Origin of the sequence: Limnochorda sp. L945t, assembly GCF_035593305.1 — a bacterium.
Lineage (GTDB): Bacteria > Bacillota > Limnochordia > Limnochordales > Geochordaceae > Carboxydichorda > Carboxydichorda subterranea.
Window position 1 is genome coordinate 2157704 of record NZ_CP141615.1, and the last position, 25490, is coordinate 2183193.

Genomic DNA, 25490 nt, shown 5'->3' on the forward strand with positions numbered 1-25490 from the left:
GAAAAAGCGTGCCGGCCTCCGGGCCGGCACCGCCTGGGAGCCGTAGCTCCCAGGCTCCATTCTGTTTCGTCGCACCCCGGGTGATACCTTCCCGCCTACAAGACCACGGCTACCTCGTCCCGGTCGGCGGCCCGGATCGCCTCCGCCACCGCCGCTTCGAGGAAGGGATCGCCCTCGGCCGCCGTCCGGACCTGGCGCAACAGGTCGATGCCCCGCCGCACGGCGAAGACGAAGTCGCCCTCGTCCACGGCGCCCAGCTTGAGGCACTCGTCCAGCCCCTTGCCGTGAACCCAGGCCGCCACCGCGTTCATGAGGTGGGGCGCGAAACGCACCGTAGTATAGCCCAGGTGGCGCAGTTCCGCGTGGGAGATCGCCCGCATCGCCTGGTGCACCGGCCCGAGGGCGAAGGGCAGACGGGCCGGCACGAACTCGCTGCGTCGAGGCTCGTAGTCGACCGCCACTGCCAGCGCCAGGAGCTCGGCCGGCCCCAACGACCGCAGGAAGCCGTCTGCCAGGAGTTCGGTGACGAGGAGCTCCTGCACGTGGACGTGACAGGCCATCTCCCCTCGAGAGGTGAGCTCCCGCCCTCGCAGGTAGTCGAGCGCCTCCAGCACCCGGGTGCGCCGGCGGAAGTTTTGCTCGAACTGCTCGGGTCCCGGATAGGACTCGAGCTCCTTGCGCAGCCTCTCGAGGGCCCGGCGAGCCTTGCGCTGGGCCTTGCCAGGAGGCCTGCCGTCCTGGCTTTCGGCCCGGCGGGCGAGCTTGGCCATCTCCGACTCGAGGCGCTGGCGAGCCCGGCCCGCCTGGAAAGCCGCGAAGTTGCGCCGCAGCACGGCTTCCGCCTCGCCGGGGCGGGGGAACCGGCGCAGCAAGTTGAGGACCGTGTTGTACGAGAGCGTGAACTGGCTGCGCAGCGGCTCGACGTCGGCCTCGTCCAGGCTGGGCAGGGCATCGATGGAAAGGTCGTTGAGGTCGACCGCCGCATAGACGTACCCTCGCTCGTCGATGCCGCGGCGGCCGGCCCGACCCGCCATCTGGAAGTACTCCCGGTTGCTCAGGGGGCGGTACTGGACCCCGTCGTACTTCTGCAGGGCACCGAAGAAGACGGTGCGGCAAGGGAAGTTGACCCCCACCGCGAAGGTCTCGGTGCAGAAGAGCACCCGGATGAGCCTGCGCTCGAAGAGTTCCTCGACGACGTCCTTGATGGCCGGCAGGAGCCCTGCGTGGTGAAACCCGATGCCCCGTTCCCAGAGGCCGAAATAGGCTTGCGCCCTTGCCACGGCGCTGTCGGGATAGGGCCGGAGCGTCTCGTCGATGACGCGGCGGACCTCTTGCCTGTCCTGCGCGGACAGGTAGTCCTCCACCCTGGCGAGCTCGTGGGCGTAGTACTCCGTGAGCCGCCGGCTGAAGAAGAAGAAGAGCGCCGGCAGCCGATCGGGCCCGGCTCGCTGCAACAGCTCCAGCGGCTCCACCGGCGGGTAGTGCAGCCGGGGCCCGTGCCCGTTCATCCGCCGCCCCGCGGGCCAGTAGCCGCCCCGGGCCTCCAGCTTGCGGGCGTGGCGCTCCAGCCGCTCCCGGGTGCACAGCCCCAGGGTCGGCTCGAACAGATGATGCTCCAGAGGCACGGCGCGCTCGAAGGACGTCACGACGTGAACGTGGCGTCCCTGCACCGTCTCGAGCCACTCGGCCAGCTCCTGCGCGTTGGGAATGGTGGCCGAAAGCCCCAGAAACTGCACGTCGGGGGGAAGGAAGAGCAGGCTCTCCTCCCACACCGATCCCCGCTCGGGGTCGTCGATGTAGTGGATCTCGTCGAAGATGACCCAGCGCACGCCTGCGAGCCGGTGGCTCTCCAGGTGCAAGAGGTTGCGGAAGACCTCGGTGGTCATGATGGTGACGGGCGCGTCCGGGTTGATGACGACGTCGCCCGTCAGGATGCCGACCGCCTCCGGCCCCAGCAGGCGCTTGAACTCCTTGAACTTCTGGTTGGACAGCGCTTTGATGGGGGCCGTGTAGACGACCCGGTGGCCCTGCGCGTGGGAACGTTCGATGAGGTAGTCCGCCACGAGCGTCTTGCCGGTGCCCGTGGGGGCCACCACCAGGGTGGACCACCCGGCCTCGACGGCGGCCACGGCCTCCTGCTGGAACGGATCCAGCTGGAACCCCCGGTAGGTGGCAGGGGCCTGCTGGATGAGCGACGTGCGGTCCACGACCTTCAGCGCGCGCCCTCCGGTGGGGCCGCCGCCTGGCGCGCATCCGCGGCCCGGTGGGCGATGCGGGCGCAAGCCGCCGCGACGATGGCCGCGAGGATGTCGTCGACGAACGTGTGCACCCGGGGCCCGTCGCCGGGCAACGCCTGCAGCAGCTCTGCCGGGCGCTCCTCGTCGAGGTAGCCGAAGTTGGACAGCCCGATGCTTCCGTACACGTTGACGATGCTCAGCGCAAGCACCCTGTCGACCCCGTACAGCTCTCGCTCTTCCCTCAAGATCGTGGCCAGGGGCTCGTCCAGGCGGCCCTCCTCCGCCATGACGTCGAGCGTCACGCCCGTGAGGATGGCGTACTGGACCTCCCTCTTCTCCACCACGTGATCCACGCTCTCCCGGCACATCTCCAGCGTCAGGTCGGGCACGTACGGCTTTTGCAGCCGGAAGACCAGCCGCACGAGCGGGTCGAAGTCGACCCCCCGCAGAGCCAGGAGCGCCCGGGCCGTGCCGGGAAGCCGCTTGTGCGTCCTTCCCGTCCGATCCTGTGACATCGCGCCTCATCGTATCACACCGGCGCCGGCCGCGAAAGAGAAAGGGATCGGGAGGCCGTGGCCGAATCGGGAGAGCGAAGATTATAAGTAACCGTTTGTATTCTTGACCCGTGACCACAAGCACTTTATACTGCCGGTGGGTTGCAAACGGGGGTGGACCGCGCAACCCTTTCTTGCCCGACGCCATCATTGCCCCGACCGGGGACGGAAGGTGGGTTCGTGGGGGTCGATGAAGCGCAGAGGTTGGGTATCTCGCTTCACGGTGCTAGGCGTGCTCCTGGTAGCTCTTGCGGTGCTGGCCGCGGCGTGCGGAGGCGGGGGCGGCACTCCCTCCTCTTCCAGTTCTTCGGCGCCGACGACGTCCGGCTCCTCTCAGACGGCGTCTCCGACGCCGCCGGCCGAGACGGCCAGCCCGTCCGGCAGCACGGCCGCCTCGGGCGGTTCGTCCGGCTCTTCGATCGAGGTCGTGGCCACGGACGAGGGCGGCCAGTTCAAGTTCATCCCCGCCGATATCGAGGCAAAGCCCGGCCAGCCCATCACGGTGAAAGTCGTCAACAAGGGCCCGAGCGCCCACGACTGGGCCGTGCCCGACCTGAAGGTGGAGACGGGCCAGCTCCAGACGGGCCAGGAAAAGACGCTCACGTTCCAGGCCCCGTCGAAACCGGGCGAGTACAACATCATGTGCACGGTCCCCGGCCACGCCCAGCTGGGCATGACCGGCAAGCTCATCGTGCGCTGACGCTCGTCGCTTCCGCTGCCGTGCGTCTGCGAGCAACCGAGTCCGCGAGAGCGGCTGCCCCGGCCCGTGTCGTGGCGTGCTCCCGAGCTTGCCGGCCACGGTCCGGGGCCTCCGGCTCCGGCGCGTGAGGGGTAGGGAAACGGCCCATGGGTGCCATCATCCGGTGGGTGAAGTCCACCCGCCTGTTTCGCTCCATCTACCGGGAAGGGTATCCGACGACGCCCCGTACCCGGGTCGCGGTCATCCTCAACAGCCTGGCCCTGCACCTGCACCCGGTACGCGTGCCCCGGCGGGCTACCCGGGTCACGTACACGTGGGGGCTGGGTGGGCTCTCGGTTTACATGTTCGTCCTTCTGACCATTACCGGGGTCTTCCTGATGTGGTACTACATCCCCAGCACGCAGGACGCCTACTGGTCCATCCGCTTCATCGAAAGCGAGGTCACCTTCGGGCAGTTCATGCGCAACCTGCACCGCTGGGCGGCCCACGGCATGGTGATCATCGTCTTCCTGCACATGTGCCGGGTCTTCTACACGGGCGCCTACAAGCCGCCGCGGGAGTTCAACTGGGTCATCGGGGTGGCGCTGCTCACCATCACCTTCCTGCTGAGCTTCACCGGCTACCTGTTGCCCTGGGATCAGCTCGCCTACTGGGCCATCACCGTCGGCACCAACATGGGGGGCGCGACGCCGTTCATCGGCGATCAGGTCCGGCGCATGCTGCTGGGCGGTCTCGATATCGGGCAGGCGACGCTGGTGCGCTGGTACACCCTGCACGTGATCTTCCTGCCGCTCCTGACCATCGTGCTCATGTCGCTCCACTTCTGGCGAGTCCGCAAGGACGGCAACATCTCGACCCCGGTGCTCGAGGACGAGCCCGAGCCGCCGGGCTATCCCCCGGTCATCGAGCAGGAGGGGTGAGGGAGCGTCGCCATGACCACGGCACAACCGCAAGAAGATCGAGCTGCGTCTCGCGTCGCGGTCCTGGAGTCCGCGGCCGCCCCGTCCCCGGCGGCGAGGCCCAGGCCGTCCCAGGAAAACCCGGACGAGAAGGTGCACACCTGGCCGTACCTGGTGCGCATCGAGTTCGTGGGGGCGCTGTTGTACCTCTTCCTGCTCTCCCTCATGTCCGTGTTCGTCGACGCGCCCCTCGCCTCCCTCGCCAACCCCGACGTCACGCCCAACCCGGCCAAGGCGCCGTGGTATTTCCTGGGCCTGCAGGAGCTGCTGCTCCACATGGACAAGGCGCTGGCCGGAGTCATCGTGCCCGGGGCCGTGCTCGTGCTCCTGGCGGCCATCCCCTACGTCGACCACCGCCGCAAGGGCACGGGGATCTGGTTTTACAGCCCCAAGGGCGTCCCCATCGCCCTGTTCAGCTTCGCCTACACGTCGGTCTGGAACGTCGGGCTCATCCTGGTCGACCAGTTCCTCATGGTGCCCGGCGAGCAGGGCGGGCACGGCATCGGGCCCATCATCCGGTACTGGTTGCACTCCTTGCGCCAGGGAGGCGGCTACGGTTTCCTGACGGACAGCGTCGTCAACGGCATCGCCGGCTGGATCGTCCCGATCTTCATCATGCTCTTGATCCCGACGTCCCTGGCGCTCATCGTCCGGCGGCGGTGGCAGGCGGACACCCGGGAAGTCCTCATCGGGTTGTTCACCTTCTTCGTCGCCTCGTTCGTGGTGCTCACCGTCGTGGGCACGGCCTTCCGCGGCGAGGGGATGAACCTCATGTGGCCGTGGCAGGTCAAACAGGCCAACCACTGACCCGCTACGGAAGACGGGGGAGCGATAGGGCATGGCAACCGAAGAGCAACCGGCCAGGAAGGCGAAAGCTTCGGCCGACGGTCGCGAGGCCGGCGCGCCCGGCGCGGCCAGACGGTCGCTGCCGCCGGTCGAACGGGTCGAGAGCCCGGAAGTGAAGCGCCGCATCTTCATGCGGTGGGTGATGTGGGGTTCGGCTTTCCTCTTCTTCGCCCAGAGCGCGGCCGCCAGCCTGGCCATGTTCTGGCCGCGCAAGGTCGTCGGCTTCGGCACCAAGATGGACGTCGGGCCGGTCAGCGCCTTTCCGGTCAACTCGGTGACCAAGTTCGCGCAGGGCAAGTTCTGGCTTTCCCGAACGCCGCAGGGGGCCATCGCTCTCTACTGGCGCTGCACCCACCTCGGCTGCACCGTGCCCTGGCGGGAGGACGAACAGCTCTTCCACTGCCCCTGCCACGGCTCCATCTACGAGCGTAACGGGCAGAACATCGCAGGGCCGGCGCCTCGCCCGCTCGACTACATGACCGTCGAGGTCGTCAACGGGCACCTCGTGGTCAATACCGGTGAGATCCACGAACGGGCCGTGGCGCTGCCGCAGCACATGACCCCGGTTTGAGCCGCTGGGTCCGGCGCATGGGGGAGGGAACGGGCGTGGAGGTCCCGGAGTCGGTCGAGCTCTTGCTGGTCTTCTTGCTGGTCGTCGTGGCCGAGACGGCGCTCTACTTCATCGACCGCTGGATCCATGACGAGTAGGGCCACACGGAAGGGAGCCTCCCGGCGTTGAAGGGCCGAACGTACATCGTCGTCACGGTGCTCAGCTGGGCTCTCGTGGTCCTCTGGGGAGCCTACTGGGCGCGGGAGAATTCCCGCATGGCCGCTACGGCGGCTACCTTCAAGGCGCAGCTGATCGATCAGGGCGCGACCATCTACGCGCAAAATTGCGTCATCTGCCACGGCCCGCTGGGCGAGGGCGTCGTCGGTCCCAGCCTCAACCGGGACGCGTTGCGGGGCGACCCCGAGAACGATGCGGACACCTACCGGTTCGTCTACGATACGGTGAGCCGCGGGCGGCCCGGCTCGGTGGTGACCCGGTGGCAGATGCTGCCCAACGGAGAGCTGGCGTCGTTCAGCCAGATGCCGTCATGGAGCAGCGAGAACGGCGGCCCTCTCAACGAGCAGGAGCTGCGGGCCGTCACGTATTTCATCATGGCCGGCAACTGGAACGACGTCAACTTGCGCATCCCGCAGGCCAAGCTCGAAGGCCCGCTGCCCAAAGCCGAGGGCGTGCCCCCTGAGGTTCAGCAGCAGGCGGAGCAGGTGATCCGGCAGAAGCTGTGCCTCACCTGTCACACCATCGGCCAGGTCGGAGGGCACATCGGGCCCGACCTCACCCACGTCGGCTCGTGGGGCGTCGACCAGGCGTTCTTGAAGGAGTGGATCAAGAACCCGCCGGCCAAGCAGCACCGGGCGCCGGTCTGGTTCTCCAACAGCGCCGGGATCGACCCGAAGACCGGTCAGCCCTCGGGCACCCGGATCGAGTACGGGCCGACGACCATGCCCGTGCTCGGGTTGACCGACCAGGAGCTGGAGGTCGTCACCCGCTATCTCATGGGGCTGAAGTGAGCGAGCATGAAGGGGTGGGTCGTGGCGGGCGCAGGCGCTGCGGCCCTGGCGGGCGGAGCCGCTTTCCGGGCGGCCGCCTCCACGGGCGAGCCGGGCTACCGCATGGCGGGGACCATCCTGCTGGTGGCGACCGGGTGGTTGCTGACGCTGGCCCTGGAGGGGCAGCAGGTGGCGGCCGGGCTGCGTGCCCTCGAAGAGCGGCTTTCGGCGGCCAGCCAGAAGTACGGCCTGGCGCTCGAGCGCCTGCCGGACAGATGGGCGGCCCGGCAGCGCTGGGCGGCCGGGTACGTCGTGGAGGGGCCCGGCAAGCTGATGGTCGTGGCGGCCTGCCCGGTCTCGCACGCGGCGTGGAGGGGGCTTGCGGCTCGGGCCGTCGACGCCTGTGCCAGGAGCGCCCGGGACACGGCGCGATCGCTGCAGCGCCGGCGCCAGGCCGAGCAGTCCCGCAGCCCGGTCGCCTACGCCCTGGTCGTCTTGCTGCGCCGGCGGGCCAGCGCGGCGGACGCCGACAGGCTCCGCAAGCTCGGATGCGGCCTCGCCAATCCCGAGCACCTGCCGGCCGTGCTCGAGCCGCTCGCGCGGCCCGAGATCGAAGGAGCGTGAGGGCGAGTGGCCCATTACATCACCGATAAGTGCATCGGGTGCACGGCGTGCGTCAACGTCTGCCCCGTCGACTGCATCACGGGGCAACGGGACCATCTCCACGTCATCGACGCCGGCCAGTGCATCGACTGCCACGCCTGTGCCTACATCTGCCCGGTGGAGGCGATCGTGGACCGGTGGGGCCGCACCATCCCCCGCATCAAGAAGCGGGCCGATTGGCCCAAGCCGGTCATCGACCCGGTGCTCTGCTCGGGATGCAACTTCTGTGTGGACGTGTGTCCGGAGAGCTGCCTGAGCCTGGAGGGCGGGGGCCCCTTCGAAGGAGTGGCCGTGCTCGCCGATCCGAAGGCCTGCGTCGGCTGCGGGCTGTGTGAGGACGTCTGCGCCAAGGGGGCCATCGTAGTTCCGCCGCCCAAGGTCCTCGAGGAGGCAGGGATTCCGGCCTGAGGGACGACACCCGCACCCTTCGATGGATGGGGACGCTGGCGGCGCTGCTCACCGTGGCAGCCGCCGGCGCCAACGTGGTCTGGTTCGCCCGGCACGGCGTGGGCCCTCTCGCGCTCCTCGTGGCCGCGGGGCCGCTGTGGTTGGGCGTGGCCGCCTTCATCGGGGCCGTGACCGGCGGCGGATGGCTCCTCGGCCGGCTGGCCGGCGGGCACCGGCGCCGGGAGGCCCAGCCGGATCCCGCGCATCCGCGCCAGAACGAGAGCCAGTGAGTTTTTTCCCGTAGGATCAGGGGCAACCGTCCCTTACTGGGCGCTCCCGGCAGCCGTAAGCTCTTGGTAGGAACTATTCTCTTCGGCTCAGGGGGCGCATGGTCGATGGCAGCCGTCAGGACCCGGTCCACGTACCAGCTTCACGTGGAGCTGGGCGGGTTGACGTTGATGGAGCTCGTCGACGAGGTGGCCGAGCAGGCGCTGCTCGCCCTACCGGAGAGCGAACGCAGGCGCTACCTCCCCGAGGTGCGCGCCCGGGTCGAGCAGGTGCTGCGCCGCCACATCGTGGCGTACGATACCTGCGGCCTCGGGTCGCTGTGCCAGGACGGCGAGCCCTTCGACCCCTGGCCGGCCGGCGAGCATCAGGGATAGACGCCCCGAAGGCGCGTCGCTTCGGCGACGCGCTGGATCGCCAGCACCATCGCGCCGGTGCGGAGATCGGTCCCGTACCGGCGCGCGGTCTCCCAGACGTCGGCGAAACTCTGGCGCATCCGCCGGCTCAGCTCCTGCTCCACCTGCTCCTCCGGCCAGAAAAACTCCTGGAGGCCCTGGATCCACTCGAAGTAGGAGACCGTCACGCCCCCGGCGTTGGCCAGGATGTCCGGTACCACGGTGATGCCCCGCCGGGCCAGGATGGCGTCCGCCTCCGGCGTGATGGGCCCGTTGGCCCCCTCGGCGATGAGCCGGGCCTGGACGTCGCCGGCGTTCTCCGCCGTGATGGCCTCCTCGAGCGCGGCGGGGACCAGGACGTCGCAGGGTTCCACGAGCACGCGATCCGGGCCGCCCGCCGCCTCGGCGCCCGGGAATCCCATCACGTGCCCGTGCTGGCGCTTGTATGCCACCAGCTCCCGCACCGGCAGCCCCGCGGGGTTGCGGATGGTGCCCGAGGAGTCGCTGACGGCTACGATCCGCGCCCCCATCGCCTCCAGCGAGAGGGCCGAGTAGCGGCCGACGTTGCCGAACCCCTGAATCGCCACCCGAGCTCCTTCGAGCCGCAGGCCGATGCGCCGGGCCGCCTCTTCGACGGCGATGGCGCAGCCTCGGCCGGTGGCCTGCTCCCGGCCCAGCGACCCCCCGACCGCGATGGGCTTGCCCGTGACCACGGCCGGCACCGGGCGCCCCTGTTGCATGCTGTAGGTGTCCATGATCCACGCCATGACCTGTGGGTTGGTGTAGACGTCGGGAGCCGGGATGTCCCGGTCGGGCCCGATGATGACGCTGATCTCAGCCGTGTAGCGCCGGGTCAGCTGTTCGAGCTCCCGGGGGGAAAGGGTCCGGGGGTCGCAGATGACCCCCCCTTTGCCGCCCCCGAACGGCAGGTTCATCACGGCGCACTTCCACGTCATCCACATGGCGAGGGCAGTGACCTCTTCCAGGGTCACGCCGGGGTGGTAACGGATGCCCCCCTTGGCAGGCCCCCGGGCCAGGTTGTGCTGCACCCGGTACCCGGTGAACACTTCGATCCGCCCGTCGTCCATCCGCACCGGGACGGAAACCGTGAGGCTCCGCTTCGGTGTCTTGAGGATCTTCACGAGCCCTTCGTCGATACCGGCCAGGGCAGCGGCCTTCTCGAGCTGCTCCAGGGCCATCTCCAGAGGCGAGCCCTTGTGCGCCTGGTGCGCGAGGGTAGCCATGCCGGATCCCGCATCCGCCATCTTGTCCAACGCTCCCGCCCGGTGAGAATATGTTGACCGCAACAGTACGACTCGACGGGCCGACCTCCTGCACGCGCTCCCGGGTCGACGCGTGTATACCTGAGGCGGATACTATGATGTCCCCGGAGAAAAGGAGCGAGACGCCGACGCACGACCGGCCGGGAGGAGCGGGTTTTTATGCAGCGCTCGACGACGTCGCCCGCTCCCTGGGGCTTGCCGCCCTGGGAGTGGTCGAGGCGGAGCCCCAGGCGGACCTGGCAGGGACGTTGCGGGAGCGCCAGCAGGACGGCACGTATCCCCTCTTTTGCCCCGGGGACGTGCAGCTTCGCACCGAGCCCGAGCGGTGGCTGCCCGGCTGCCGCAGCCTCTGGGTCGCCGCCCTGCCCTACCGGCCGCCCGCCGCTGTGAGGTTGCCCCGGCCGAGGCCGCAAGGGGCGCGGCCTGGCGGGCCCGCCGGGCGGATCGCGGCCTACGCGCTTGCCGAGGATTACCACCACGCCATGCGCCGCCGGCTGCGCACCCTCGTGCGCTGGGCCTCCAGGCGAACGGGCCTGCCTCGGCGCCGTCACTTCCGTATCCTCGTCGACACCGGCCCGCCGGTAGAACGGCACCTGTGGCGGCTGTCGGGCGCCGGCTGGATCGGCAAGAACACGTGCGCCTACGTGCCGGGCGGCGGCTCGTGGGTGGTGCTCGGGGTCGTCGCCACGACCCTGCCGCCGCCCCCCGAAGCAGGCGCAGCGGCCACGCCGGGCCTTCCCGAGCGACGGGCGGCCCCGCAACTGTCCGACCCCTGCGCCGGCTGCAATCGCTGCGTGCAAGCCTGTCCCACGGGGGCCCTGCGGCCCTACGTGATGGACCCCCGGCGGTGCATCGCTCAGTTCTCCCAGCGCCCGGGCCCCTTGCGGGTCGAGCAGGAGGGCAGGCAGCTCCACGGGTGGCTGTTCGGGTGCGACGTCTGCCAGATGGTTTGCCCTCACAACGCCCCGGACCGGGCGCCACTCGCCTTCGCCTCTTCCCTCGCCCTCGAGCCGGCGCCGGGCGCCTCCGGCACGCTGCCGCTGGCCGAAGTGCTGGCCATGACGCCCGCCGCCTTCCGTGCCCGGTACGGAGCCACGGCCGTGGCCTGGCGCAGCCTCTCGTTGCTGCAGCGCAACGCAGCCTTCGTGGCCGGCCAGGCGCTCAGGCGAGCGGGCCGGAAGGAGGAGGGCCGGATCTTGCAGGAGCTCCTCGCGCGTCTGGCGGAGGCACACCCCTCGCCCGCGGTGCGCCATGCCTGCGCCGCAGCCCTCGGGCGCCCATCCGATCAAGCGTCCGGCGCGCCGCAGCCGTCCGGGTCGTCCTCCTCGTCGGCCTGACCGCCGCCGGCACCCCTTCCGAACTCCGCCATCCTGCGGGACATCGCCTCGAGCTGCCGCCAGACGCGCCCGTTGAAGCTCTCTTCGGGATACAGCCCGTCGGGCCCCGGCTGCCCGGCCTCCATGCCCGTCAGGATCTCCAGGCCCTCGTCGATGGTGCTGACGGCATAGATGTGGAAGCTCCCCTTGCGAACGGCCTCCAGCACCTCGTCCTTGAGGATCAGGTGGACGACGTTTTGCTTCGGGATGATGACGCCCTGGCGCCCGGTGAGGCCCTTGATGCGGCAGAGGTCGAAAAACCCCTCGATCTTGCGGTTGATGGCGCCCACCGGCTGGATCTCGCCTTTCTGGTTGACCGACCCGGTCACCGCGATGCCCTGGCGCAGGGGCACCCCAGCCAGGCTCGAGAGCAGCGCGTAGAGTTCGGCGCTCGACGCCGAGTCGCCGTCGATCTCCTCGTACAGCTGCTCGAACGCCAGGCTCGCCGACAAGGCGAGCGGCATCCCGATGGGGTACTTGTCGGCCAGGTATCCCGCCAGGATGAGCACGCCCTTGTCGTGGATGCGGCCGGACAGCTCCACCTCGCGCTCGATGTTGATCACGCCCCGGTCGCCGATGGCGACTGACGCCGTGATCCGGGTCGGCTTGGCGAAGGAGTGGTCCCCCAGCTCGATGACCGACAGCCCGTTGACCTGGCCGACCTTCTCCCCGTCCACGTCGACCAGGATCTGGCCCTCCGCCAGGAGTTGCTGCAGCTTCTCCTCCACCCGGTTGGACCGGTACTCCTTCTCTCGAATCGCCCGGTCCACGTGCGCGGCCCGCACGACCGGGGCTCCGTCCGCGTCGGCCCAGGCTGACGCCTCGTAAACCACCTCCACGATCTCGTTGAAGCGGGTGGACAGCCGCTGCTTGTGCTCAGCCATCCGCGCCGAGTACTCGATGATCCGGGCGATGGCGTCGCGGTGGAACGGCCGCAGGTTGTCTCGCCGGCACACGGCGGCCACGAACTGCGCGTACTTGAGCGCGTGCTCGTCGTCCAGGGGCATCTCCACGTCGAAGTCCGCCAGCACCTTGAAATACTTGCGGAACTCCTCGTCCATGTACAACAGCAGGTGGTAGAGGTAGGGGCTCCCGACCAGGATCACCTTCACCCGCACCGGGATGGGCTGCGGCTTGAGGGTCGAGACCGGGAGCATCCCCATCTGCTCCGCCACGCTCTCCACCCGCACCTCGCCGCTCTTGAGGGCCCGCTTGAGGCCGTCCCAGGACCACGGGCTCTTGAGGACGTCCTGGGCCTGCAGGATGAGGTAGCCGCCGTTGGCCTGGTGAAGCGCCCCCGCCTTGATCATGGTGAAATCGGTGACCATGGCTCCAAACTCGTGCCGGTACTCCAGCTTGCCGAACAGATTGGCAAACGTCGGGTTGGCCTCGATGACCACGGGCGCCCCCTGGGTGGCATGGTTGTCCACCAGCAAATTGACCTTGTAGCGAACGAAGCTGCGTCGCGACCTTCGCCGCATCCATGGGACGGGGGCCTCGGCCTCCTCGTCGTCCTTGAACTCGTCGATGTTTTCGATGATGTCTTTCTCCACGGCCGTCAGGTACTCGATGACCCCCGGTACCGAGGCATACTTCTCCCTCAGCTCGGCCATGGGCTGGCTCACCGCGGCCAGGGCAACCTGCCGCTCGAGCTCCCGCACCCGCTCCTTGGCCTGCTTCTCCAGGGCCCGGATGCGCCGGGTCACGTCGGCCATGTGCGAGTGAATCTCCTTGTTGGCCGCCTCCAGGGCCTTGCGCCGCTCCTCGGGCAGGGCCTCGAACTCCTCCTGGGTAATCGGCCGGCCGTCCACCAGGGGAACCGTCGCAAAGCCCGTGCTCGTGCGTCGCAGCGCGAAGCCGTGTTCGGAGGCGACCTTCTCGGCCTCGTCGATGAGGGCCTGGCTCTGCTCCTGGAACTCCCGGATGACCGCGTCCCGTTGCTTCTCGTAGTCGTCAGAGTCGAAGCGGCGAGGCACCTCCACTTTCAACTCCTCGACCAGCTCGTCCATGTCCTGGGCCAGCTTCGACCCCATCCCCGGCGGCAGGTTGAGCGCCAGAGGCTCGTCCGGGTTTTCGAAGTTGTACAGGTAGATCCAGTCGTCCGGCACGGGCTCGCGCCGGGCCACCTCGTGGATCAGCCGCCGGGCGTAAGTGTTCTTGCCCGTGCCGGTCGGGCCCGCCATGAAGATGTTGTATCCGGGGTGTTTGACCCGCAGCCCGAACTCCATGGCCCGAACGGCCCGCTCCTGCCCGATGATGCCCTGGAGGGGCTCGATCTCCTCCGTGGTCTCGGCGGGTATGCGGCTGGGAGAAAAGTGGAGCCGTAGATCCTCCGGCCGGAGCTCGTATGGTGCGGGGATGGACTTCAACTTCGGAGCACTCTCCCTTCTTCCGTCGAGGGCCGGGCGGGAGCCAGTGGTGAGTTCACTGCAACGTCTCGTCTTCCTCCAGCCGCCCTGCGGGCACTCCCATGGGCACCCTGCCCGCCAGCACCGAGGCGACCGATCGGTAGGCGGCCCCACCCGGGTGGTCCGGAGCGATCTCCCACACCGCCCGGTGCTGGGCGGCCGCCTCGGCAAAGCGGATGCTCTTCTTGACGGGCCACTCGAAGATCCGGTAGCGAGCGCCGAAGGCCGACCGGACGGCCTCCAACGCCTCCCGGGCATGCCGGGTCCGCCCGTCGTACATCGTCGGCAGGATGCCGGCCACCGTCAGCCGGGTGTTGGCCTGCACGCGCACCCGCCCGAGCGCCCGGAGCACCAAGGAGAGCACCCGCACCGCCAGGTACTCGCAGGCGACCGGGATCAGCACCTCGTCGGCCGCCACCAGCGCGTTTTGGGTGAGGATGCCGAGCGACGGCTGGGTATCCACCAGCACGTAGTCGTACCGGTCCCGCAGCTCGGCCAGTAAGCGCAAGAGCCTTCGTTCCGGCGCCATCTGGTTGACGAGCTCGAGCTCCGCCAGCGACAGCTCGATCCCCGCCGGCAAGAGGTCGGCCCCCTGGCAGCCTTCCACCAGGATCGGCCCGGCAGGCGTGCGCGACAGGAGCCCGTGATAGACGTTGGGGCTCCTGTCCGGCGCCACGCCGCACCAGGCCGAAAGCGCCGCCTGGGGGTCCAGGTCGACCCACAGCACCCGCATGCCCAGCTCGGCCAGGGCAGCGCCCAGGTGGAAGACCGAGGTGGTCTTGGCCACCCCGCCCTTCTGGTTGACCACCACGATCACGTGCCCGGCCGGCGCCACGAAGCTCCCCTCGTCCCCTCTCCCGCCGATGGAGCCTTGTTTCGAGGCTGCGGGAGCAGCCCCTCCCGGCCACCGAACGGGTGCTCTTCGTCCTCTGTGCGCACCCCTTCCATGTCCAACGTCCCGACGTTCCGTGGCATTCGTCCGGTTGACACGTTGGAAACCCGGCCGCTACACTGAGGCCGACAACAGGTACCAGAAGGTGACGATCGCGGATGCCCACGACACAACCCACCGATATCGCGGCCGTGCTCGCAGACCCGACCCGTTTCGCGATTTACGAGAAGCTGGCGAGTAACCGGCCGAAGAGCTTCACGGTGCAGGAGATCGCCGAGGAGTTTTCGCTGCATCCCAACGTGGCCCGCACGCACCTCAGCCGGCTCGAGGAGATCGGCCTGGTCTCCTTGGCGCTCGAGAAGAGCGGCCGGGGAGGGCGGCCGGGCAAGCGGTACTCGGCGTCCGACGAGCCGGTGACGCTGCAGTTCCCGCGCCGCGACTGGATGCTCCTGGCCCGCCTCCTGGTGGAGACCCTCGAGCGTCTCGGGCCGGAGGCTCTCCATGCCGCCGAGTCCGTGGCCTACCAGGAGGGCTTACGCGAGGGGCAGGAGTGGCGGGTGCGCCAGCTCACCTCGGGCCAGCAGGCGCGCTCCGTTGCGGCGGCCGCGGCTCACGTCGCGGGGGAGGCCAACGGGCATTCGCCCGCCGGCGAGTGGCTCAAAGGCATCCCGGTAGAGAGCCTGGCCGGCAAGCTGGAGGATGCGGCGGGCACCAGCGAGGTGTGGCGCCGGCAGGACGGTTCGCTCGGCTTGCGCTTCACGACCTGTCCCTTCCGGGAGCTCGCCTGCGAGCACGTCGACAGCGTCTGCTCCATCCACAGGGCCCTGCTCCGGGGCATCCTCGAGGGCATCGTGGGCCCGGTCGTGTTGCAGCAACAGAGCAACCAGCTGCTCGACGGGCAGGCCAGCTGCGACTACGTCATCGCTCCTGCGCCGGCGGTGGCCCGTACGGCCTGAGGTAGGCGCGCAGGGCCGCCCGGAGCGCGGGGGCCAGCGCGACCGCGGCCAGGGCCGACGTGCTCACCTGGACGGCGTCGGTCACGAGCTCGACCGGGACGGCGCCCGGCCCGAGCAGCGCCCATGCAGCGACCGCGTAGGCCGCCATCATCCAGAGCGCGCCCGGCACGATGGCGAGGAGGTCCCGGCCCCACGGGCCCGGGCGGGCGAGGGCACCCACCAAGACGCCCTCCACCGCCTTGATGATCAGGGTGAGGGGGGCCCAGGCGCCGAAGCCCTGCAGCAGGTCAGCCAGGGCCGCGCCCAGCGCGCCCGCCCCCCCGATCCATCGCCCGCCGACCAGCGCGCCCGCGTAGATGACGGCCTCGCCGAGGTTGAAGTACTGCCCCCCCGCGGAGACCGGCACCTTCAGGTAGAGCGTCGCGGCCAGGGTCAGCGCGGCGGCCAGCGCCCCGAAGGCAACCTGCTTGCCGGGCGAGAGCATGGGAAGGGCCGGCGACCCCTCGACCCGGGGCACCGTTCGGGGCCGTCCCGTGCCGGGCGGATCACTCCTCGACGTCATAGCCTGCCTCCTCGATGGCTTCCCGGATGGCCTTCAGCGTGGTCCTGCCCGGGTCGAACGCCACGGTCACCCGCTTGGCGGCCAGGTCCACCTCGACCGACCGGATGCCGCCGAGCTTGCCGACCGACTCGCTGATGGCCCGGCGGCAGTGCTCGCACGATACCCCCGGTACCCGCAACACCTGCGTCTGCATGGCCTGCGTACCCCCTCCTCTCCGGCGGACGGGCAGATACCCCCTGCCCGTGTCGCCTTCAAGGATTTTACTTCATCGACGTGTCCGTTGCGTACGAAGCATACCATGTGGGGGTAATTTGCCGGGCCAACGCATCCAGAGCCGGCCGGGCCTTTTCGTGCCACGGCCTGCCGAAGCGCCGGGCGACCAGCGCGAGCTTGGCCAGGTTACCTGCGGCGACGCTCTCGAGGATATCCCGCCGGCGCGCCCGATCCTTCTCGGCCAGCGCCACCTTCCAAACGGCCCTCCCGGCCATGTAGCCGCTTGCTCCGGCCCGGGCGGCGATCTCGACCTCGATCGCGAAGTCCTCGTAGTCGACCCCTTCGGAAAGGATGACCCACGGCACCTGCGAAGCCCTGTCAAGCCTGCGGCACGCCTCGAGCAGTCGCTCGGGGTCTTTTTCGTAGCGGAGATCCCCGGGAAACTCCGCCTTGAATACGTCCATGCCGAGCGGGGTCAGATCCTCCGCCGTGCGCACCACCACGTCCGCCTTGGTGCGGGCGAACTCGGGGCTCGACTTGCTCACCCCAGGGTCCACGGGGAACGAAATGGCCTCCACCACGCACAACAGGTCGATCCGCCGGCACTGCTCGGCGACCTGCTCCACCAGCTCTCGCTGCGCCGCCGCCGAGGGGGCGTCGGGGTGGTAGTAGACCAGGAGCTTCAACCCGGAGGCGCCCATCCGCTTGACCTTCTCCACGCTCCATCCCGGCAGGATCTCGGCCCGGCGCTCCTGCTCGCCGCCGGAGTAGCCGGTCTTCTCCAGCGCCACCAGGAACCCGACGTGGCCCGGAAGGCTCCCCGTGACGATCGCCTGGGCCGCGCCGAACTCCGGGTCGAGCAGCACCCCGCTGGCGTGGGGCGCCAGGGCCCGGCACAGATCCATCTTGAAGTCGACGAGTTGCTGGTCGTCCACCGCCTCCGGATGGTCCGGACGAAGGAGCTTGCGCAAGCCTCCCCGGTGGTCCATCGCCGCCAGGAGGATGAACCCATCGGGCGTGCTGATCTGCTGCAAACCCCGGAGCTTGCCGACGGATAAGCTCATCATGGTCATGCCTTCCCTTCGCTGACGCCGGACGCCACCGCGGGCCCGCCCGGCCGGTGGATCAGTTGCTCCAGATACGACCGGAACGCAGGGCCCAGGTCTGGTCGCTCCAGGGCCAGCTCCACCGTCGCCTCGAGGAAGCCCAGTTTGTCCCCTACGTCGTAGCGGCGCCCTTCGAACCAGTAGGCGTAGACGGGCCGTACCTGCCCCAGCTGCCGGATGGCGTCGGTGAGCTGGATCTCCCCACCCGCTCCAGGTGGGGTCTGCTCCAGGATGGGGAAGATCTCGGGCTCCAGGATGTAGCGCCCCAATACCGCGAGCCTCGAGGGCGCCCGGGCAGGCGCCGGCTTCTCGATGAAGTCTCGTACCGCGAAAAGCCGCGGCTCGATTGGCTCCGGAGCGATGATGCCGTAACGGCTCACGTCCGGGGCCGGCACTTCCTGCACCCCCAGCACCGAGCCGTCCAGACGCTCGTAGACCTCCATGAGCTGGCGCAGCGCAGGCACCTCGGAGCGCACCACGTCGTCGCCCAGCAGCACGGCGAACGGCTCCGACCCGATGAACTTGCGGGCGCACCAGACGGCGTGCCCCAGCCCGCGCGGCTCTTTCTGGCGAACGTAGTGGATGTCCACCATGTCCGAGACGTCCTGCACCAGCTTGAGCAGGTCCTCCCGGTGAGTCCCGTTGAGCGCCACCTCGAGCTCCACGGAACGGTCGAAGTGGTCCTCGATCGCCCGCTTGTTGCGCCCCGTGATGATCAGGATATCCTCGATCCCGGACGCTACCGCCTCTTCGACGATGTACTGGATGGTAGGCTTGTCCACCAGCGGCAGCATCTCCTTGGGCTGCGCCTTGGTGGCCGGCAAAAAGCGCGTCCCGAGGCCCGCCGCCGGAATGACCGCCTTCTTGACCCGCACCTGCTCATCCGCTCCCCGGCGCGCCCCGGCCGTCCCCCAGCACAGTACGGAACAGGCGCGCGAAGTTCTCCCCCAGGATCTTTCGGATGGACCCGTCATCATACCCCCGCCGGACGAGCGCCTCGGTCAGGGCCGGCAGCCGTGAGGGATCCTCCAGCCCCTGAGGCGTGACCGAAATCCCGTCGAAGTCGGATCCGAGACCCACGTGATCGGGCCCTACCAGCTCCACCAGGTAGTCGATGTGCCGCACCGCATCGTCGAGGGTAGCAGGGCCATCCCTGCGCAGGAAGCCCGGGTAGAAGTTGATGCCGATCACGCCGCCCTTTCGCGCCAGCGCGCGGATCTGGTCGTCGGCCAGGTTGCGGGGATGATCGCACAGAGCCCGGGCGTTGGAGTGCGACGCCATCACCGGGGCGCGGCTGACCTCCATGACGTCCCAGAAGCCGGCCGGCGCGAGGTGGGAGACGTCCACCACCATGCCCAGGCGGTTCATCTCCTCCACGACCTCCACCCCGAAGGCCGTCAGCCCGGCACCCCGCCTCTCCCCCACCCCGTCGGCCAGCTCGTTGCGCACGTTCCAGGTGAGCCCGGCGGCCCGTACGCCGAGGCGGTAGAAGGTGCGGAGCATGGAGATCTGACCCGCCAGGACCTCGCACCCCTCCAGGCTCACGATCACGCCGATCGCGCGGCGCGCCACGGCATCGTCGATGTCGGAGGCCCGGCGAACCAGGAGAAGGTCGTCGGGAGCCAGGGCCTTCTCCGCGTAAAGGGCATCCAAGATGGCGAGGGCCCGCAGCGCGTTGAACGGGGTCGGCACCTCGGGCGACACGAAGAGGGTGAACACCTGGACCCGCACTCCTCCGGCCCGCAGGCGCTGCAGGTCGACGTGCCCGCCCTTGCCCGAGTCGACGAGGTGGCGCTTGCCCTGGAGCACGTCGATGGCGATCGTATCTGCGTGAGCGTCGAAGACGAGCGCCTGCTCGTGCAGCCGCTTCGCGCGGGCCGCGACCTCCTCGGGGGCGGCCGCTCCCCCAGCGGCCCCTGCACTCATGCACCTCGCCCCACCTTTGCTCATCCTCGCCGGCGCTCCTCGAGCCGCCGTGCGCGGCAATCCCGGGCAGGAGACATATTTCCCGGAGCGCGCGGCTGCTCCTGCCCGTGCCGGCGCACCCCGACATTCTAAAACCGCTTACAAGGTCGCTCGGGTTCGCCCGGCGACGAACCAGGGAGGCTGGAGTCACGGGCCGCCCCCCTCGATGGAAAACGGGGCGATTTCCCGGTCGCCTTCCCGAGAACCGGATGGTATGGTACGGGTGCAGGGCCTCGATCGTCGGTGGCCTTCCCGGAAGTCCGGAGAGGCTGGGCCGCCCTGAGGGACGACGAGCGCGGTTGCGGTGGGTTGTCCGGGGAGAGACGGCGCAACGGTGCCCGGGCGGTACGACGAGGAGGCGGGCCGACCTGAAGGCGGCTCGAGCTTTCGGGCGTTGTTCCGGGAGAGCGGGTGCCGGCAGGTGGGTACCGCAGTCCGGTCGCACCACGCAGGGTGCCGGAGCGGCCGAAGACCCCCGGATCGCCCGGCGAAACAGCCTCCTCGCCTGGATCCAGCGGACGCCAGCCCTGGCTAGCCAACCGGGAGGCGCAGGCGTCGAGGCCCTGGGATTTTCTCACGGGGTGCGGGCCAGCGCAGCCAGGTACGGCAGGTGGCGAAAGTCCTCCCGCCAGTCGAGCCCGTAGCCCACCAGGAACTCGTCCGGCATCGCAAAGCCCCGGTAGCGGATGGGAAGTTCCACGAGCCGCCGCGCCCGGTTGTCCAGCAGGGTGCAGACGTAGAGGCTCGCCGGCTGGCGCCGTTCCAGCATCAGCAAGAGGTAGCGCAACGTGAGCCCCGTGTCGATGACGTCCTCGATCATCAGGACGTGGCGCCCCGTGATGGGGATGTCGAGGTCCTTGGTAATACGTACCACGCCGGTTTGCTCCGACTCCTGGCCGTACCGGGAGATGGCGAGGAAGTCCAGGTGGATGGGGATGCGGATGGATCGGGTCAGGTCGGCGACGAAGTAGATGGCTCCCTTGAGCACGCTGACCAGGATCGGATGCAAGCCCTCGTAGTCCCGGCTGATCTCCTCTCCCAGTTGCTGGACCCTCCGCCGGATGGCCTCCTCGCTGTAGACGACCCGGCCGATGCTCGCGGGAGGTTGCTGCGTGGACGTCACCGGGCGCCTTCACCCTCCTGATGCCCCGGCCTCTCGGACACGGGTAGAGTCGCCAGGGCCGCCTCCTCTTCTTCCCTTGCCTCTTGGGCCCTCTTCCGGGAGGCGGCGCTCGTGCTGCGCCGGGTCCCGGTCGATCGCCTGCGCCTGGGACGACGCCTGGCGGCGGCCCCGGTCCTGGACCGGGAGGGCGCCCCTGGTTCGCCGGCGGCGGCCACCTCCGGCGACGCCTCTCCCTGCGCGGCCCCGGCGGCAGCAGGCAGGGCCGTCGCCGCGGCGGCCGTCCCGGACGGGACGGTGGGCGGAGCCGGCGCGCTCGGGGCGACCGATACCGGCGGCGTGGCCGCCGCCTGAGCCAAGGGCTCCTTGCCGAACTTGTGCAGCAAGCGCTCGAAGTCACGCCCGTAGAAGATCTTGATGTTGACGTCCGGATACAGCTGCTTGAGCAGGCGGAGCTTGCGGTTCTTGCGCGTGACCAAGCTCTGCTTCATCGTAGTGAGCTCTACGTACAACTGGTACTCCGGCAGGTAGAAGTCCGGAGTGAACGCGCTGGTGATCCGGCCCTGCTCGTCCCACTCCAGAGGAAAGGTGATGGGCTCGTACTCCCACCGTACCTGGTAGAAGTCCAGCATCCTGGCGAACTCTTCCTCGCTCGGGTGGGCGAAGGCCGGCCGGCCGGCGCCGGCAGGGCGGTCATGGCGAATCGGCAACGGCCGCCCCTGGGGCGAGAGCGTCACGGCCGTCCCCTCGACCACCGGGGCGAGACCGTCGTGGGCCAGGCCGGCCGCGGCCGGCAACTGAGCCACTCGCGGAGGCGACCCGGCTGGCCGGGGGTGAACCGCATCCGCGACGGCCGGCGTCGGAGCCGGCGCAGGAGGACGCTCGACCGACGGGCGACGCCGCCGAGCTCGCCGCCCGCCACGCAGCGCCGCCACGATGATGGACGCGGCCTTCTCCGCGGGCACCCTGTCGGTGTTGATGACCAGGTCGAACCGGCCGGGAGCCTCGGCCCGCTCCCATCCCGAAAGGCGGGCCTTTTCGTCCAGCTCCCGCTCCTCCGCGGCCGCCAGCCCGGCGGCCATGACCTCGTCGACTCCCTGCTCCACGGCGATGCGCCGCACTCGCGTCTGCCACGAGGCGGTCAGCAGCACGCGCAGGAGCCGGGCACCGCTCTCCGCGGGAGTCTCCTGGCTTCCCGGCAGGGGCCACCCGAGATGGATGGCGCTCTCGGCAGGCCGTCCCTGACCGGGGATGGCCTGGAAACGCCCGGCCTCGATGCGCCACCCGGTCCGGGCGGCTATCACCGCCGCCGTGCGCTCCACCAGGGAGCCTCGCAACCCTGCCAGCAGGACAGATGTCACCGTCTGCTTCAACTCCATCCCATGATAACACACGCCGACAGGTACTCCGAGAGTTTGTTAGAATGAAACCACTCACCGACGGCTCGCGTCGTGAGGCCCGGGGCAGCGGGCAGGGCACGACGCGTTTTGGGAGAGGGTTGGCAAGGCGTATGACGTTGCCGAGCACCGGACAGCCACCCCGGCTTCTGTCGGACTCTCCCCGGCAAGCCATTCGCGACCTGGTCGTCTACGCTCGCTCCGGGCCGCCGGCGAAGGAGCTGCGCCAGGCCTTCGCGGAGTTCTTCGGGCCGGACGTGGAGACAAGGGAGCTACCCGGAGGCTCTACGGGCGCCCTGTTCATCGAGTGGTTCCTCTTCGACCGGCCGATGGGCAGCGGGGACACCCCCGCCCAGCAGTACGCGCTGGCCTCTCCCACGTTGAGCGGAGACGAGCGCCGGGCTTACCTCGAGCTCTGCGACACGGTACCCGGCTTCTTCGAGGTGGTCGGTTTCGGCGCGGGCGGCATGTGGTTGACGGTTTTCCCTGCGCCCGGACGGCGCCATGCCGGAGAGGCGAGCCGCGAGGCGATCTGGGTCGAGGAGCCGGCGGCCTCGCGGCGGCTGAGCCGTGGCGACGTCATCTGGACGCGGCTTTTGCGATGGCGCGGGCGGTGGCACCTGGCGACGTGCTGTTTCGTCCTGCCCCCGTCGGCCCGGGATCTGCTGGGGCCGCTCGAGGCGTTGCGTCCTCGCTACTCCGAGCGGGCGTGGCGGCACCTGATGGCCCGTCTCGAGCCGGAGCTGTTCCGGGACCTCATCCTCAACACCGACGAGGGCATCCTCGTGGCGCCGCCTGACGCGCTGCCCCTGACCGAGACGGAGCGCCGGTTCTACCTCGCCCAGGGAGACCGGCTCGTGCGGTCGGGGCAGCTGCGGGCCGCTCTCCATTACTTCTGGCGCATCCTGGCCGACCGTCCCCTCGATCTCGACGCCCGGCTGGGAGTCGCCCGGGTGCGCCTGCTCCAGGGGCGAAACAGCTCGGCCGAGAAGGCGCTGCGCTCCGTGTTGCGCCAGTACCCGGATCACGCCGAGGCGCTGAGCACCCTGGGCCGGCTGCTCGAGGCCCGCGGCTCGGTGGACGAGGCCGAGGCGCTCCTGCGCCGCCTCAAGCGCATCGGCGAGGCGGACCCCGAGGCCCTGTTCAGCCTCGGGCGCATCGCGCTGCAGCGCGGGCGGCTGCGCCAGGCCGTGGATCAGTTCCAGCGCGCGGTGGACCGGGTCAGTCCCCGCAGTCGTCGCGGGGCCGCGCGCAGGGAGTCGGCCCTGCTGCTCGACGCCGGCTGGCAACTGCTTCGAGCGGGGCGGGTCCAGGAGGCGCGCGGCTTTTTCCATCACGTCTGCGCGGTCTCTCACTCCAAGGGCGAGCAGGCGTCCGCCTGGCACGGGCTCGGCCAGGCGCTGAGCCGGCAGGGCCACTGGCTCGAGGGAGCGGCGGCGCTGTTGCAGGCGCTGCGCCTCGGCATCGACCGGCCCAAGCTATGGGCGGAGGTGGGCCGGCTGTACGGGCGCGCCGGCCGCCTGAAGGAGGCGGAGCTCGCCTACCAGGCTTCGGTGGAGCGCCTCCCGGGGTACGTGGAGGGGATCGTGGGCCTCGCCTCGGTGCTGCTGCGGCAGGGCCGGGTCGCCGAGGCCATGCGCCTCGCGCACCGGGCCGGCGCCATTGCGCCGGATGACTCCCGGGTCTGGAGGGTGATCGGAGGCTGCTGGCTGCGGCTCGGTCACGCGGGGAAGGCCATCGAGGCGCTCGACCGGGCCCTGGCGCTCAACCCCCGGGACATCAACGCCCGCGGCCTCAAGCGCCGGGCGCTCTCGGCCCTGGGGCAGAAGGCCCCGGCGGGGCAGGGTGGCTCCGGGGGGTAGCGAAGCGAGCGATCAGGTCCGCGATCATCGCCTGGGTGCGCTCCACGGCGTCGTCCCGCATGGCGTGGAAATGCGGGGCTTCTTCCAGCTTCGTATCGATGTTGGCAAGCATCATGGCTTCCACCCGCCGCAGGAACGCTTCCAGCGCCGGCGGCGACACCGGCTCGCCGAGCTCTCCCTGCGCTGCCATGCGGACGAACGCCTCCAGGTCGAGAGGCTGCTCGGCCGATAGCTGCGTGTAACGCTCCCACAGGTCGTCAGGCGTCATGGGACTCCCTCGTTCGTCGGGGTGCACGCGGGGTGCCGCCCAACTTTAGTGTGCCGATCCGGGGCCGGGCAGTGATAGTATAACGTTCGGGAACTGCCAGAGGGGCATGGACCCGGCGGGGCGGCCCCCGGCGGACGACGAGCTGAGGAGGAGCCCTTTGGAGCTGCAGGCTCGCATCGGCCAGCGCATTCGCCGCCGTCGCGAGGAGCTCGGGATGACCCAGCAAGAGCTGGCGGGTCCGGAGCTCACCCGCGGTTTCATCAGCCAGCTCGAAAAGGGTATCGTCCTGCCCTCCCTCAAGTCGCTCGAGTTGATCGCCGCCCGGCTCTACAAGCCGGTGGCCTATTTCCTCGAAGAGACGCCGGCGTCGCTGCCGTCCGAAGAGCAGGCGTCTCGCGCGATCCTTGCCCGGGCTCTCGAGGTAGCGGCGTGCGCCGGGGCGAGGCGGGCTGAGGAGCTGCTGGGCGAGCTCTCCCCCGTCTCTATCGACGGCCAGGCGGGCAACGGTACGTGGAGCGCCCTGGAGGCCGCCGTGCTGGCGGTGCGCGTGCTTTCGTCCCTCGAGAAGAGCGGGACCGACGCGCCCGAGCAGTGGCAGCGCGCCCTGGCCGGCCTGCGGGCCTCGCCGGGATGGACCCGGGAGGCAGGGTACGCGCTCGCAGCCAGGGGCCTCGTGCTGGCACGGCAGGGCAGGTGGGCCGACTCCGTGCCGCCGCTGGAGGAGGCGGCACGCCTGCTGGCCGGGAGCGAGGGGCAGGAGACCTGCCTGGTCCAGCGGGTCACGACCTGCCTTGCCATCGCATACGCTCGGTCGGGCCAGGAGCAGCGAGCCGCCCCGATGCTCCGGCAGGCTCTCGAGGAGCAGCGTGCGAGCCGCTCCGCGTTCATGCCGGTCCAGGTGTTGCTCGCCCTCGCCCGGTGTGCGGCGAGCGTGCACGCATGGGACGAGGCGGCGGAGCTGGTGGAGAGGGCGCAATCGGTGGCGCGCGCCATCGGGGCGACGTCCGATCTGGCCGAAGTCTGGGAGGCCAGGGCGGAGCTCGCCCGGGAGACGGGCAGGCTTTCGGAGGCGGCTCAGGCCCTGTCGGAGAGCGCCCGGCTGTGGGGGGAGACGGGCCGGGCCTCGGACCAGGGCCGGGTACTGGCGCGGCTGAGCGAGATCCTGGAGGCTTCCGGCCGGGTGCCGGAGGCGCTGCAGCAGGCCGAGCACGCCCTGGCGGTCGTGGACCGGGGAGTCGAGCGCGTCCGCCTCCTGGCCCGAATGGGCCGGCTCATGGCCCGAGAAGGCCGCGAGGACGAGGCCGAGGGATACATCGACGAGGCGCTCCACCTTCTGCAAGGTCACCAGGGCGATCCGGGGCTCGTACGGGAGATGGCGCTCGCCTGCTCCGAGGTGGGGCGCGTCCTGCGATCCCATGGGGATCACGAACGAGCCGGCGAATTACTGGCCCGTGCCGTCGAGCTCTACCAGCAGGCCGGGCCGGTACGGGGGGATTGAC

The 25490-nt window shown here is 69.8% G+C and carries 26 protein-coding genes; 13 read left to right on the forward strand and 13 right to left on the reverse strand.

The window, feature by feature from the left end; genetic code table 11:
• Positions 1-95: 95 nt before the first annotated feature.
• Both U7230_RS10000 and U7230_RS10005 read right to left on the reverse strand, forming a co-directional pair.
• Complete coding sequence (locus U7230_RS10000; RefSeq protein WP_324715700.1) at positions 96-2207, reverse strand: DEAD/DEAH box helicase; 2112 nt, start codon at positions 2205-2207, stop codon at positions 96-98.
• A 5-nt stretch (positions 2208-2212) separates the two neighbouring features.
• Positions 2213-2752: a phosphatidylglycerophosphatase A gene (locus tag U7230_RS10005; protein WP_324715701.1), complete on the reverse strand. Its 540-nt coding sequence runs from the start codon at positions 2750-2752 to the stop codon at positions 2213-2215.
• Between the two features lie 229 nt (positions 2753-2981).
• Here U7230_RS10005 and U7230_RS10010 point away from each other — a divergent pair, with 229 nt between their 5' ends.
• From U7230_RS10010 to U7230_RS10050, 9 genes are all read left to right on the forward strand, one after another.
• Positions 2982-3491 carry a cupredoxin domain-containing protein gene (locus U7230_RS10010; RefSeq protein ID WP_324715703.1) on the forward strand — a complete coding sequence of 170 codons (510 nt, stop codon included), beginning with the start codon at positions 2982-2984 and terminating at the stop codon, positions 3489-3491.
• A gap of 146 nt (positions 3492-3637) precedes the next feature.
• Positions 3638-4411: a selenite/tellurite reduction operon b-type cytochrome ExtP gene (extP, locus tag U7230_RS10015; RefSeq protein ID WP_324715704.1), complete on the forward strand. Its 774-nt coding sequence runs from the start codon at positions 3638-3640 to the stop codon at positions 4409-4411.
• Between the two features lie 12 nt (positions 4412-4423).
• Complete coding sequence (locus tag U7230_RS10020; protein WP_324715705.1) at positions 4424-5257, forward strand: hypothetical protein; 834 nt, start codon at positions 4424-4426, stop codon at positions 5255-5257.
• A 31-nt stretch (positions 5258-5288) separates the two neighbouring features.
• Positions 5289-5867, forward strand: coding sequence for a QcrA and Rieske domain-containing protein (locus U7230_RS10025; protein ID WP_324715706.1), 579 nt, complete (start codon positions 5289-5291; stop codon positions 5865-5867).
• Between the two features lie 164 nt (positions 5868-6031).
• On the forward strand, positions 6032-6874 hold the full coding sequence (locus U7230_RS10030; RefSeq protein WP_324715707.1) for a c-type cytochrome: 843 nt from the start codon (positions 6032-6034) through the stop codon (positions 6872-6874).
• A gap of 6 nt (positions 6875-6880) precedes the next feature.
• Entirely contained in the window at positions 6881-7477 is a 597-nt protein-coding gene (locus U7230_RS10035) for a hypothetical protein (RefSeq protein WP_324715708.1), read from the forward strand.
• Positions 7478-7483: 6 nt separating this feature from the next.
• Entirely contained in the window at positions 7484-7924 is a 441-nt protein-coding gene (locus U7230_RS10040) for a 4Fe-4S binding protein (RefSeq protein WP_324715709.1), read from the forward strand.
• Positions 7925-7950: 26 nt separating this feature from the next.
• The gene (locus U7230_RS10045) at positions 7951-8193 is read left to right on the forward strand and encodes a hypothetical protein (RefSeq protein ID WP_324715710.1); all 243 of its coding nucleotides are present in this window, start codon (positions 7951-7953) and stop codon (positions 8191-8193) included.
• 105 nt (positions 8194-8298) lie between these two features.
• Positions 8299-8565, forward strand: coding sequence for a hypothetical protein (locus tag U7230_RS10050; RefSeq protein WP_324715711.1), 267 nt, complete (start codon positions 8299-8301; stop codon positions 8563-8565).
• Here U7230_RS10050 and U7230_RS10055 read toward each other — a convergent pair.
• Positions 8556-9827, reverse strand: coding sequence for a Glu/Leu/Phe/Val family dehydrogenase (locus U7230_RS10055; RefSeq protein ID WP_404980660.1), 1272 nt, complete (start codon positions 9825-9827; stop codon positions 8556-8558). The genes U7230_RS10050 and U7230_RS10055 overlap by 10 nt on opposite strands.
• Positions 9828-9961: 134 nt before the next feature.
• Between U7230_RS10055 and U7230_RS10060 the strand changes: the two genes are divergently transcribed.
• Complete coding sequence (locus U7230_RS10060) at positions 9962-11203, forward strand: epoxyqueuosine reductase (RefSeq protein ID WP_324715713.1); 1242 nt, start codon at positions 9962-9964, stop codon at positions 11201-11203.
• Here the strand turns inward: U7230_RS10060 and U7230_RS10065 are convergent.
• Both U7230_RS10065 and U7230_RS10070 read right to left on the reverse strand, forming a co-directional pair.
• The gene (locus U7230_RS10065; RefSeq protein ID WP_324715714.1) at positions 11152-13611 is read right to left on the reverse strand and encodes a Lon protease family protein; all 2460 of its coding nucleotides are present in this window, start codon (positions 13609-13611) and stop codon (positions 11152-11154) included. The genes U7230_RS10060 and U7230_RS10065 overlap by 52 nt on opposite strands.
• Before the next feature lie 55 nt (positions 13612-13666).
• Positions 13667-14485 carry a ParA family protein gene (locus tag U7230_RS10070; RefSeq protein ID WP_324715715.1) on the reverse strand — a complete coding sequence of 273 codons (819 nt, stop codon included), beginning with the start codon at positions 14483-14485 and terminating at the stop codon, positions 13667-13669.
• A 215-nt stretch (positions 14486-14700) separates the two neighbouring features.
• On the opposite strand from U7230_RS10070, the gene U7230_RS10075 reads away from it, so the two are divergent.
• Positions 14701-15498 (forward strand): helix-turn-helix transcriptional regulator, encoded by a 798-nt coding sequence (locus tag U7230_RS10075; protein ID WP_324715716.1) that lies wholly within the window; start codon positions 14701-14703, stop codon positions 15496-15498.
• On the opposite strand, the gene U7230_RS10080 is transcribed toward U7230_RS10075, so the two are convergent.
• The 7 genes from U7230_RS10080 to U7230_RS10110 form a co-directional block, all read right to left on the reverse strand.
• A complete protein-coding gene (locus U7230_RS10080) occupies positions 15461-16060 on the reverse strand; it encodes an ECF transporter S component (RefSeq protein ID WP_324715717.1) in 600 nt (199 codons plus the stop codon). The genes U7230_RS10075 and U7230_RS10080 overlap by 38 nt on opposite strands.
• Complete coding sequence (locus U7230_RS10085) at positions 16044-16253, reverse strand: copper ion binding protein (protein WP_324715718.1); 210 nt, start codon at positions 16251-16253, stop codon at positions 16044-16046. The genes U7230_RS10080 and U7230_RS10085 overlap by 17 nt, the downstream gene beginning before the upstream one ends.
• Positions 16254-16320: 67 nt before the next feature.
• Positions 16321-17340: a tagatose 1,6-diphosphate aldolase gene (locus U7230_RS10090; protein ID WP_324715719.1), complete on the reverse strand. Its 1020-nt coding sequence runs from the start codon at positions 17338-17340 to the stop codon at positions 16321-16323.
• Between the two features lie 2 nt (positions 17341-17342).
• The gene (gene galU / locus U7230_RS10095) at positions 17343-18254 is read right to left on the reverse strand and encodes a UTP--glucose-1-phosphate uridylyltransferase GalU (RefSeq protein WP_324715720.1); all 912 of its coding nucleotides are present in this window, start codon (positions 18252-18254) and stop codon (positions 17343-17345) included.
• A 4-nt stretch (positions 18255-18258) separates the two neighbouring features.
• Positions 18259-19305 (reverse strand): dipeptidase, encoded by a 1047-nt coding sequence (locus U7230_RS10100; RefSeq protein WP_324715721.1) that lies wholly within the window; start codon positions 19303-19305, stop codon positions 18259-18261.
• A 613-nt stretch (positions 19306-19918) separates the two neighbouring features.
• Positions 19919-20467: a hypoxanthine phosphoribosyltransferase gene (gene hpt, locus U7230_RS10105; RefSeq protein ID WP_324715722.1), complete on the reverse strand. Its 549-nt coding sequence runs from the start codon at positions 20465-20467 to the stop codon at positions 19919-19921.
• Entirely contained in the window at positions 20464-21825 is a 1362-nt protein-coding gene (locus U7230_RS10110; protein WP_324715723.1) for a hypothetical protein, read from the reverse strand. The genes hpt and U7230_RS10110 overlap by 4 nt, the downstream gene beginning before the upstream one ends.
• Before the next feature lie 149 nt (positions 21826-21974).
• On the opposite strand from U7230_RS10110, the gene U7230_RS10115 reads away from it, so the two are divergent.
• A complete protein-coding gene (locus tag U7230_RS10115; protein ID WP_324715724.1) occupies positions 21975-23723 on the forward strand; it encodes a tetratricopeptide repeat protein in 1749 nt (582 codons plus the stop codon).
• Here the strand turns inward: U7230_RS10115 and U7230_RS10120 are convergent.
• Positions 23656-23991 carry a hypothetical protein gene (locus tag U7230_RS10120; protein WP_324715725.1) on the reverse strand — a complete coding sequence of 112 codons (336 nt, stop codon included), beginning with the start codon at positions 23989-23991 and terminating at the stop codon, positions 23656-23658. The genes U7230_RS10115 and U7230_RS10120 overlap by 68 nt on opposite strands.
• Before the next feature lie 157 nt (positions 23992-24148).
• On the opposite strand from U7230_RS10120, the gene U7230_RS10125 reads away from it, so the two are divergent.
• The gene (locus tag U7230_RS10125) at positions 24149-25489 is read left to right on the forward strand and encodes a helix-turn-helix domain-containing protein (RefSeq protein WP_324715726.1); all 1341 of its coding nucleotides are present in this window, start codon (positions 24149-24151) and stop codon (positions 25487-25489) included.
• Position 25490 lies beyond the last annotated feature (1 nt).

What these genes read in the sequence shown, in the direction of transcription:
- U7230_RS10005 (WP_324715701.1), bottom strand. Translation starts at nt 2,752, where the DNA reads ATGTCACAGGATCGGACGGGAAGGACGCACAAGCGGCTTCCCGGCACG.
- U7230_RS10010 (WP_324715703.1), top strand. Translation starts at nt 2,982, where the DNA reads ATGAAGCGCAGAGGTTGGGTATCTCGCTTCACGGTGCTAGGCGTGCTC.
- extP (WP_324715704.1), top strand. Translation starts at nt 3,638, where the DNA reads ATGGGTGCCATCATCCGGTGGGTGAAGTCCACCCGCCTGTTTCGCTCC.
- U7230_RS10020 (WP_324715705.1), top strand. Translation starts at nt 4,424, where the DNA reads ATGACCACGGCACAACCGCAAGAAGATCGAGCTGCGTCTCGCGTCGCG.
- U7230_RS10025 (WP_324715706.1), top strand. Translation starts at nt 5,289, where the DNA reads ATGGCAACCGAAGAGCAACCGGCCAGGAAGGCGAAAGCTTCGGCCGAC.
- U7230_RS10035 (WP_324715708.1), top strand. Translation starts at nt 6,881, where the DNA reads ATGAAGGGGTGGGTCGTGGCGGGCGCAGGCGCTGCGGCCCTGGCGGGC.
- U7230_RS10045 (WP_324715710.1), top strand. Translation starts at nt 7,951, where the DNA reads ATGGGGACGCTGGCGGCGCTGCTCACCGTGGCAGCCGCCGGCGCCAAC.
- U7230_RS10050 (WP_324715711.1), top strand. Translation starts at nt 8,299, where the DNA reads ATGGCAGCCGTCAGGACCCGGTCCACGTACCAGCTTCACGTGGAGCTG.
- U7230_RS10055 (WP_404980660.1), bottom strand. Translation starts at nt 9,827, where the DNA reads ATGGCTACCCTCGCGCACCAGGCGCACAAGGGCTCGCCTCTGGAGATG.
- U7230_RS10060 (WP_324715713.1), top strand. Translation starts at nt 9,962, where the DNA reads ATGATGTCCCCGGAGAAAAGGAGCGAGACGCCGACGCACGACCGGCCG.
- U7230_RS10075 (WP_324715716.1), top strand. Translation starts at nt 14,701, where the DNA reads ATGCCCACGACACAACCCACCGATATCGCGGCCGTGCTCGCAGACCCG.
- U7230_RS10080 (WP_324715717.1), bottom strand. Translation starts at nt 16,060, where the DNA reads ATGACGTCGAGGAGTGATCCGCCCGGCACGGGACGGCCCCGAACGGTG.
- U7230_RS10085 (WP_324715718.1), bottom strand. Translation starts at nt 16,253, where the DNA reads ATGCAGACGCAGGTGTTGCGGGTACCGGGGGTATCGTGCGAGCACTGC.
- U7230_RS10090 (WP_324715719.1), bottom strand. Translation starts at nt 17,340, where the DNA reads ATGATGAGCTTATCCGTCGGCAAGCTCCGGGGTTTGCAGCAGATCAGC.
- U7230_RS10100 (WP_324715721.1), bottom strand. Translation starts at nt 19,305, where the DNA reads ATGAGTGCAGGGGCCGCTGGGGGAGCGGCCGCCCCCGAGGAGGTCGCG.
- U7230_RS10115 (WP_324715724.1), top strand. Translation starts at nt 21,975, where the DNA reads ATGACGTTGCCGAGCACCGGACAGCCACCCCGGCTTCTGTCGGACTCT.
- U7230_RS10120 (WP_324715725.1), bottom strand. Translation starts at nt 23,991, where the DNA reads ATGACGCCTGACGACCTGTGGGAGCGTTACACGCAGCTATCGGCCGAG.